General features: G+C 65.3%; 9 protein-coding genes. 4 read left to right on the forward strand and 5 right to left on the reverse strand.

Annotated elements, in window-relative coordinates:
* Nucleotides 1-23: 23 nt before the first annotated feature.
* Nucleotides 24-1,880: a sigma-54-dependent Fis family transcriptional regulator gene (locus tag EOD07_RS14515; protein ID WP_127235964.1), complete on the reverse strand. Its 1,857-nt coding sequence runs from the start codon at nucleotides 1,878-1,880 to the stop codon at nucleotides 24-26.
* A 226-nt stretch (nucleotides 1,881-2,106) separates the two neighbouring features.
* Here EOD07_RS14515 and EOD07_RS14520 point away from each other — a divergent pair, with 226 nt between their 5' ends.
* The gene (locus EOD07_RS14520) at nucleotides 2,107-3,159 is read left to right on the forward strand and encodes an NAD(P)-dependent alcohol dehydrogenase (protein WP_073989726.1); all 1,053 of its coding nucleotides are present in this window, start codon (nucleotides 2,107-2,109) and stop codon (nucleotides 3,157-3,159) included.
* Between the two features lie 225 nt (nucleotides 3,160-3,384).
* Nucleotides 3,385-3,678, forward strand: a complete 294-nt coding sequence (locus EOD07_RS14525; RefSeq protein ID WP_073989707.1) for a ribbon-helix-helix domain-containing protein — start codon at nucleotides 3,385-3,387, stop codon at nucleotides 3,676-3,678.
* Nucleotides 3,679-3,725: 47 nt separating this feature from the next.
* Here the strand turns inward: EOD07_RS14525 and EOD07_RS14530 are convergent, their stop codons facing one another.
* Genes EOD07_RS14530 through EOD07_RS14540 form a run of 3 tightly spaced genes read right to left on the reverse strand, consistent with a single transcriptional unit; the run spans nucleotide 3,726 to nucleotide 5,400 of the window.
* Complete coding sequence (locus EOD07_RS14530) at nucleotides 3,726-3,920, reverse strand: hypothetical protein (protein WP_073989725.1); 195 nt, start codon at nucleotides 3,918-3,920, stop codon at nucleotides 3,726-3,728.
* Nucleotides 3,921-3,946: 26 nt separating this feature from the next.
* On the reverse strand, nucleotides 3,947-5,077 hold the full coding sequence (locus tag EOD07_RS14535; protein WP_127235965.1) for a hypothetical protein: 1,131 nt from the start codon (nucleotides 5,075-5,077) through the stop codon (nucleotides 3,947-3,949).
* Between the two features lie 23 nt (nucleotides 5,078-5,100).
* The gene (locus EOD07_RS14540; RefSeq protein WP_127235966.1) at nucleotides 5,101-5,400 is read right to left on the reverse strand and encodes a hypothetical protein; all 300 of its coding nucleotides are present in this window, start codon (nucleotides 5,398-5,400) and stop codon (nucleotides 5,101-5,103) included.
* 44 nt (nucleotides 5,401-5,444) lie between these two features.
* Here EOD07_RS14540 and EOD07_RS14545 point away from each other — a divergent pair, with 44 nt between their 5' ends.
* Entirely contained in the window at nucleotides 5,445-5,708 is a 264-nt protein-coding gene (locus tag EOD07_RS14545; RefSeq protein ID WP_127235967.1) for a hypothetical protein, read from the forward strand.
* Between the two features lie 8 nt (nucleotides 5,709-5,716).
* On the opposite strand, the gene EOD07_RS14550 is transcribed toward EOD07_RS14545, so the two are convergent.
* Complete coding sequence (locus tag EOD07_RS14550) at nucleotides 5,717-6,184, reverse strand: hypothetical protein (RefSeq protein WP_127235968.1); 468 nt, start codon at nucleotides 6,182-6,184, stop codon at nucleotides 5,717-5,719.
* Between the two features lie 557 nt (nucleotides 6,185-6,741).
* On the opposite strand from EOD07_RS14550, the gene EOD07_RS14555 reads away from it, so the two are divergent.
* Nucleotides 6,742-7,936, forward strand: a 1,195-nt coding sequence (locus tag EOD07_RS14555) for a methane monooxygenase (protein ID WP_127235969.1), incomplete at its 3' end; no start/stop codon positions are given.

Raw genomic sequence — 7,936 nt, forward strand, 5'->3', positions numbered from 1 at the left:
TCTTCGGAGGCTGGAATCGCCGATCACAAGCCGAGATGTTTGTACACAGTCGTTCGCGAAAGGCCGAGCCGGCGGGCCGTTTCCGAGATATTTTCGGATGCATCGCGATAGGTCCGGCGAATTTCTCGGCACCTGTTCTCGTCGAGCGGGTTTCCGTGGCAGGCTTCGCAACTGTCCGTTTCGTCCGGCGGCGGGCAATCGTCGAAAGATCCTTCGTCGACGAAATCCACCCCGCGGACCAGCGCACGCTGCAGCGCGGCGTGGAGCTCGCGAATGTTGCCGGGCCATTTCCGCAACGAAAGCGCGGTGATCGCGGCGTCGGTGATGGCAGCGTCCGGCGCAAGCTTGCGCATCAGGTGCCGCACGATCAGCGCGAAATCGGAACGTGCTCCCAGGGGCGGCAGACGCAGCGTGAAGGCGTTGAGCCGATAGAGCAGATCGGCGCGGAAGCTGCGCTCGGCGACCATTTCGGAAAGATCGCGGTTGGTGGCGGAGACGATCTGCACATCCACCCTGTGCGTGTGTTGTCCGCCGACCGCGCGGACTTCCATGGAATCGAGGAAGCGCAGCAGCGCGGTCTGGGCGGGCAGGGGGATGTCGGCGACCTCGTCGAGGAACAGCGTGCCCCGGTCGGCGAGGCGCGCGAGGCCGGGCGATCCTTCGCTCCGAGCGTTGGTGTATGCGCCGCGCTCATGTCCGAAGATCTCGGCTATGAAGAGCTGCTCCGGAACCGCGCCGCAGTTCACGGCGACGAATTCGCCTTTCCTGCCGCTGACGGTGTGGACATGGCGCGCCATCAACTCCTTGCCCGTTCCCGTCTCGCCGGTGATGTGGATCGGCATGCGCAGCGCGGCGGCCCGGCCGATCTCTGCCACGGCCCGCTTCAAGCTGCGATCGTCGCATACGAAATCGGGCGCATGGTCAATGTGGGGCGCTGGCGCGACGCCGGACGGCCGCGCCGGCGATACGCGTCCTCCCGGCGCTATCTGGCGGCAGACCATGAAGACGCCGCTGCCCGCCCGGTCGCGGATGGTGGTGACGCCACCATTGAGCAGGCCGCTGATCGTGGCTCCGAAGCTTGCCTCGAATAAGTGGTCGAAATGGCTGCCCGCGGCCGCGGGAAGACCCGCGAGCAGCGAAGTGCCGGGCCTGTTGAGCGAGATCACCTCGCCGTCGCGCGAGACGGCGACCAGGCCGGCCGAAAGCGTGTCCAGATATTCGGCGCGGGGGTGAAAGGCCAGGATGAAGCACTCTGTGCGTTCCTGGAAGATCAGGCCGTTTTCGATCTGGGCGGCCGCCATGCGAACCAAAGCGTGCGTATGCTGCTGGCGGGCCTCGTTGGAACAGGAGGCGTCGAGGAGGCCGAGGATCCGGCCGTTCGAATCGAGGATGGGCGCGGCCATGCAGCTCAAATGGCCGTGGCAGGCGAAATAGTGCTCGCGCCCATAGACGGCGACGGCCTCCTTTCCGGCCGCCGCCAGTCCAAGCGCGTTCGTTCCGTAGCGAGCCTCGCTCCATATGCTGCCGGGGATGACAGACCGGGCGGCGGTGCTGTCGGCGAAGTGCTGATCGCTGATCGTATCCAGCACCACCCCTTCGGCATCGCCGAGCGCGATGATGAAATTCGATCCCGCGATCTGGGAATGCAGCAGCTTCATCTCGGCGATCGCCAGGCGTCGCAGCGCCGCGACCTGCTCGCGCTTGCGGGTCACCTCGGCGAAGGCGATCACCTCGCCGTTCGGGACCGAGCGGGGGTCGAGCCCGAGATCGCGGCAGCGCTGCCAGCTCTCGGCGATTGTCGGCGGCAGCGTCCCGCCGGGCAGCCGGTCTCCCCGTTCCAGGGCCTGACGCGCGCGGTCAATTCCGGACTGGTGCAACATGCTTCCTCCGCTGCGTCGTGCGCACGCTGGGCGCTCCGCGACGTCGACTTGGGCTTGGCTGGAAACTGGACAGCTTGTGCCCGGCGCTGTTCAGCCGATGAACGGCTTCGTGCCGGGGTGGGAATCTCAAATCGCTGATTTCATTGACGTTTGTGATCTGGCACGCGGGTTGCTGATCTCCTGGTCGAAGGCCGGCGCAATGCTCGAGCCCGCGGAGGAAACAACAATGAAAGCCCAGGTTCTCACCAGATACGACGACAGCCTGACCGGGAGCGAATGGGTCTCCCAGCAAGAGGTCCCGGACCCGAAGATCACCAGGTCCACGGATGTGATCGTGCGCATTGGCGGCGCCGGCGTGTGCCGGACGGACCTGCACATCATCGAGGGCGTATGGCGCCCGCATATGGATCCGACCGGAGACGCCCTGCTGCCGCTGATCATGGGCCACGAGAACGCCGGCTGGGTCGAGGCGATCGGCAAGGAAGTGGAAGGCATCAAGGTCGGGGATCCGGTCATCGTCCATCCGAAGATCTCCGGCGGCACCTGCCTGGCGTGCCGCCGCGGCTTCGACATGCACGGTCCGGGAAAGTTCCCGGGGTTGGACTGCAACGGCGGCTACGCCGAATATCTTTGCACCTCCGAGCGCAACATCGTGGCGCTGCCGAAGACGCTGGCGCCGAAGGATGTCGCGCCTTACGCGGATGCGGGCCTGACGGCCTATCGTGCCGCCAAGAAGGCGAGTCGGCATTTGCTGCCCGGCGAAAGCTGCGTGGTGATCGGCGCCGGCGGCCTCGGGCACATCGGCATCCAGTGCCTCAAGGCGATGTGCGCGGCGGATGTGATCGTTGTCGACAAATCGGACGACTCGCTGACGCTCGCCGGACGCATCGGCGCCGACAAGCTGGTCAAGGCGGACGGCAACGAGGTCGAGGCCGTGCTGGCACTGACGGATGGCCAGGGCGCCGAGGCGGTTATCGACTTCGTCGGCGAGAAGGGCACCACGGCCAAGGGCCTGGCGATGACCCGGCCGATGGGCAGCTACTATGTCGTTGGCTATGGCGAGGACATCAAGGTTCCGACCGTCGACATGGTCATCACCGAAAAGAACATCATCGGTAATCTGGTCGGCACCTGGGCCGAGCTTGTCGAGCTCATGGCGCTGGCCGATCGCGGCCTGGTCGACCTCACGACGGTCGAATACCGGCTCACCGACGCCAACAGGGCGCTGCATGATCTCCACCACGGCAAGATCCACGGCCGCGCGGTGCTTATCCCCTGACAGGGGGATTGCGATCCCGGGCCTGGCCGCGCGAACGCCGTCCGGCCAGGCCCGGGATGCCGAACCAGGTCGCGGGGCAGCGTGCGGTTGCCTCGTGCCGCTTCCGCGCATCAGGAGGCCGCAATGTCGTCCATTGGCATCAATGAAACCTGGAGCCGCGCAAGCAACGCCTGGGCAAGCTGCGCCCGGATCGGCGCCGCTCCCCGAAAAACACCGGGAGGAGACATGTGCAAGCTCCTGGCCAGGCAGGATCCTCGTCGCTTCACGCAGACCAGCCGTTCCCTGCGCATCTCGGGACAGTCGACGAGCATCAGGCTTGAGACCGCGTTCTGGGAAATACTGGATGCCATCGCCGCCGGCGAAGGCATGTCCGTATCGCGCCTTGTCGCTTCGCTCTACGAGGAGGCCGTGGACCTGCATGGCGAGGTCGCGAACTTCGCGTCGCTCCTGCGCACGGTCTGCCTTATCTACCAGGGCGAGCGCGCCGAGATGGCCATCCGCCGGCATCCACCGGCGTGACGCCTTTGCTGATCTGCCAGCCGCGGCGCCGCCGCGGCATGGCGCCGTCACGATGGCTTCCCCGCGCTCGCTTCGCCGCCGATGCGGTTTTCCGCGATCCAGCGGGCCGCGAGCACCAGCGCGCCCATCGAAAAATCCTTGCCGTGCTTGGCCACCATCTCTTCCGACAGCTTGGCAAGCCGCTGGAAGAAATCGTCCTTGCTCAGTTCTTCCGGGGTCAACTGTGTCTGTTGTGTCTGCATCGTTTCCTCCTGTTCGTTGCCGCCCGTCACTTGAACATCTGGGCGGGGAAAGTGATGAGGCTGGCGCCTCCGTCCGCCGTGCCCGCCGCCAGATGGCGGCCATCGGCGGACCAGGCCAGGGCGGTGGCAGCTCCGCCGGACTGCTTGACCAGAAGTTCGTCGCGCTCGCCGATCCGGGCGACGACGATCTGACCGTTGGCGAAACCGGCGGCGCCGAGCGGCCGGGTCGGATGGCCGGCCACCGCCTCGACCACCACCAGGCCGGGACGTCCGGTGACGAGCGCGCCTCCGGTCTCGCCTTCGAGCGGCGGAAGCTTCATCGACCAGGCCGCGATGCGGAAGGCGCCGGAGGCTATCAGCGCGTCGGCGCGTTCGCTCCACGACACGGTGCGCACCTTGGCGGGGAAATCGCTGACGGTGCCCGCCTTGCCGTCGGCCAGGCGCGCGACGCCGAATCCGCCGGATGCCAGCGGGTAGGCGATCCATTCGCTGTCGGCGCTCCACCGCACCGCTGCCGGCGCCTGGGGGAAACCGATCGTCCGGATCGGGGCGGGTTCGCCCACGAGCGTCCAGATCGAAATCTCATTGCCGCGGCACACGGCAAGCTGCCGGCCCGAGGGAGAGAAGCCGAGCGCCGCGACATTGCCGCCGCCCTGCCGCGGCAGCGAGCGGATGGTGCCGCCCGAAGCGGTCGCAAGGAGGACGTCCGCGCCGTCGCTGACGGCCGTCAGGCCTTGCCCGCGGGCGTGATCGAGGGCCACGATCGCGCCGTCCAGCCGGATGTCCGTGTTGTCGATCTCGCCGGTCGCTGTCACGCGCACAACCCTGCCGTCCGACGCTCCTGCGAGGAAACCGGATTGTCCGGACGCTGCAATCAGGGGCGCGCCGTCGCGGAGATGCTCCGTGACGATGAGTGGAACCGGCGGCCTCTCGCGCGGCCGGATGGTCGTCTGGCCGAGATCGCCGCTTACCCTGACACGCGACTCCGGCGGCTCGGGGTCGGCGAGCGAAGCAAGGGCAATCGTCCCGTTCGCGCAGGCAAAGGCCGCCACGGAACTGTCGGTGCTGAAGAGCAGAGCCTCGACGGCCGACGGCAGCGTCCAGCTTCTGGCGAGCAGGTCGAACAATGTCAGGTGGCGTATGTTCTGCTGGTTCACGCTTCAATCTCCCTTCGTTTACATCAGGCCGCGGCCAGCAGGCGGTCGACCTCGTCCACCTGCCGCTCGGCGGCGGCGATGCGTTCCTCGCAGTCCGACAGCGCGGTGCGGATTCCATCGGCGCTCGTTTGCGCGCCATGCAAGTCCCGCACCAGTTGCTCGGAGGCGCCGCTCCGGCCGATCTCGAGCTCCATGCGCAGGATGTCCATTTCGATTGCCCCTAGGAACTGGGTCCATTTCAGGGCCTCCGCGTTCAGCGCCGACAGGGCCGCCACGAGCGACAGGCGTCTCTCCAGCAATTCCACGCGCGCATGTTCCGTCATCGCAATCCTCCTTGCTGAGGCCGGGATGTTGGGGGAGGCCTGAGATGTTCGAGACCACCGGCAAGACCTTCTTCCAGGCGCTGCAGGCAGCCGCCGAAAAGCGGCTCGGCCAACAGCATCCATGCTGCCTGGCGATCGCAGAGGCGGCGTGGGATCCGGACGCGACTGCGGTTCGCGCGGCGCAAGCCGCCCTGAACGGCCTCCCGAAAGAGGTGCTGGTCGCGCTCATGGCCGACGCGCACAAGGCGTTGCGGGAAGACCCGGCGGCGATCCTGGGAGCGTGGAGCGGCTCTGCTTCGCGGCATTGACGGCATCCTCAACGATCGTCCGGCGGAGTCTTCGGCGCCGGCGCGGCCCAGCCAGACAGGAGCTGCGGCAGGCCGGGAACCTGGCTGCGGAATTGCCGCTCGGCCATGGCGATGTGGCCCCTGAGCTGATCCCATATGTCGACGCGCAACAGCGAGGTGCGGTCGCCGATCAGGCGCTCGACCTCCTCGATCCGGAACTGACGGGTGAGCGCGACACCCGAGAAGACGAAATCGCGCATCAGCAGCGCGTGCCGTTCGATGAAGGCATGGATCATGGGATGCGTTTCCTCGGTCATGCCGGCGGCCGCCATCTCCGCTTCCATGAAGCCCTGGAAATGCCGTTGCAAAAGATTCTGGCTCTCGCCGAGGAAGCGCATGGTGAACACCAGGTCGCGCGGCATCAGGCGGACCAGGTCGGACGTGACGTCGTCTTGCTCTTGGCGCCCCGGCAGAGGGCGGTCGTCCTTTCCAGGCATGGTCGTTCCGTTGGCTGCTTCGCCTGTATGCGTATTAAAGGATAGGGTTGGCTTCGCAAGTTGTCGACAAATGATTATGCTGCATTTGCGAAGTAATATTTTGCGATTGCGAATAATTATGAAATATTACAAATGTAAATTTCGAATGTAACGATTCTTTACAGTTGTATGGCCGCAGGCCGAGCGCGGCGACATCTGAGGCCGGCATGCAAGTTGATTTGCCGGCGACCGGTCGGTGATTTGGGCGTTAACTCAAACTGGCACGCCCCTTGCTTCACTGATTTGCATAAGAAGCCCATCGCGCCTGATGCGCGGTGCCACAAGAACGAAGGAGCGGAGGAGGAGACCGGAAACCGCGCACGCGGCCGCAACGGCGCCTGGCGCCAGGGCATTCCGGAGATCTCGTCGCACACCTTTGCCGTGATCCACTGAACGGTTGGCCGGGTGCCCGACTGCGCCCCTGTCGCCTGCCGTTCGATCTGCAACTGGCGGCGGTGTGTGCCGCGACTGCCCGGGCCATGAGGTCCGGAACTCAAATCTGGTGGAGGCTTATGGCTATGACGTCTTTGACGCTCAACAAGATAACCTCGCAACGCGGCATCTCCGTGGGCGAGGCGACCAAGAAGATTTCCGACCTCGGTTGGAATCCGACCTACGTTCAGGAGGCGATGACCTTCCCGACGGACTATAAGATCACCAAGGCGCCGCGCGACCCGATGAAGCAGGTGCTGCGCTCATATTTCCCGATGCAGGAAGAGAAAGACAATCGCGTCTACGGCGCTCTCGACGCGGCGCTGCGCGGCGACATGTTCCGCAATGTCGAGCCGCGCTGGGTGGAGTGGATGAAGCTTTTCCTGGCGATCATCCCGTTCCCGGAAATCTCGGCGGCGCGCTCCATGGCGATGGTCGCCCGCCTCGCCCCCGGCGAGGACCTGCGCACCGGCTTCACCATGCAGATGGTCGACGAGTTCCGTCACTCGACCATCCAGATGAACCTCAAGAAATGGTACATGGAAAACTACATCGACCCGGCCGGGTTCGACATCACCGAGGAAGCCTTCGGCAAGTGCTACGCCACGACGATCGGCCGCCAGTTCGGCGAGGGCTTCATCACCGGCGACACGATGACGGCCGCCTGCATGTACCTGACGGTCGTCGCCGAGACCGCCTTCACCAACACGCTCTTCGTCGCCATGCCGTCGGAAGCTGCCCGCAATGGCGATTACGCGCTGCCGACCGTGTTCCTGTCGGTGCAGTCCGATGAAAGCCGCCACATCGGCAACGGCCACTCGCTGCTGATGGCCGCGCTGAAGGAACCGGAAAACCATCTGCTGCTCGAACGCGACCTGCGCTACGCCTTCTGGCAGAACCACGCGATCGTCGACGCCGCCATCGGCACCTTCATCGAATACGGCACCACCAACCGCGACAAGAACAAGGAGTCCTACGCGGAGATGTGGCACCGCTGGATCTTCGAGGACTACTACCGCACCTACATGCTGCCGCTCGAGAAGTACGGCATCAAGATCCACCACGACGACGTCCAGACGGCCTGGAAGCGCCTCACCGAGAAGTTCTACGTGCACAAGGTGGCGCAGTTCTTCGCCGTCGGCTGGCCGGTCAACTTCTGGCGCATCGAGGCGCAGCGCGACGCCGACTTCGAATGGTTCGAGCATAAGTATCCGGGCTGGTACGCGCAGTTCGGCGAGTTCTGGAAGTGGTACGACAAGCTCAGCCACAAGGGCGAGAAGG

It is taken from the genome of Mesorhizobium sp. M2C.T.Ca.TU.002.02.1.1, assembly GCF_003997225.1.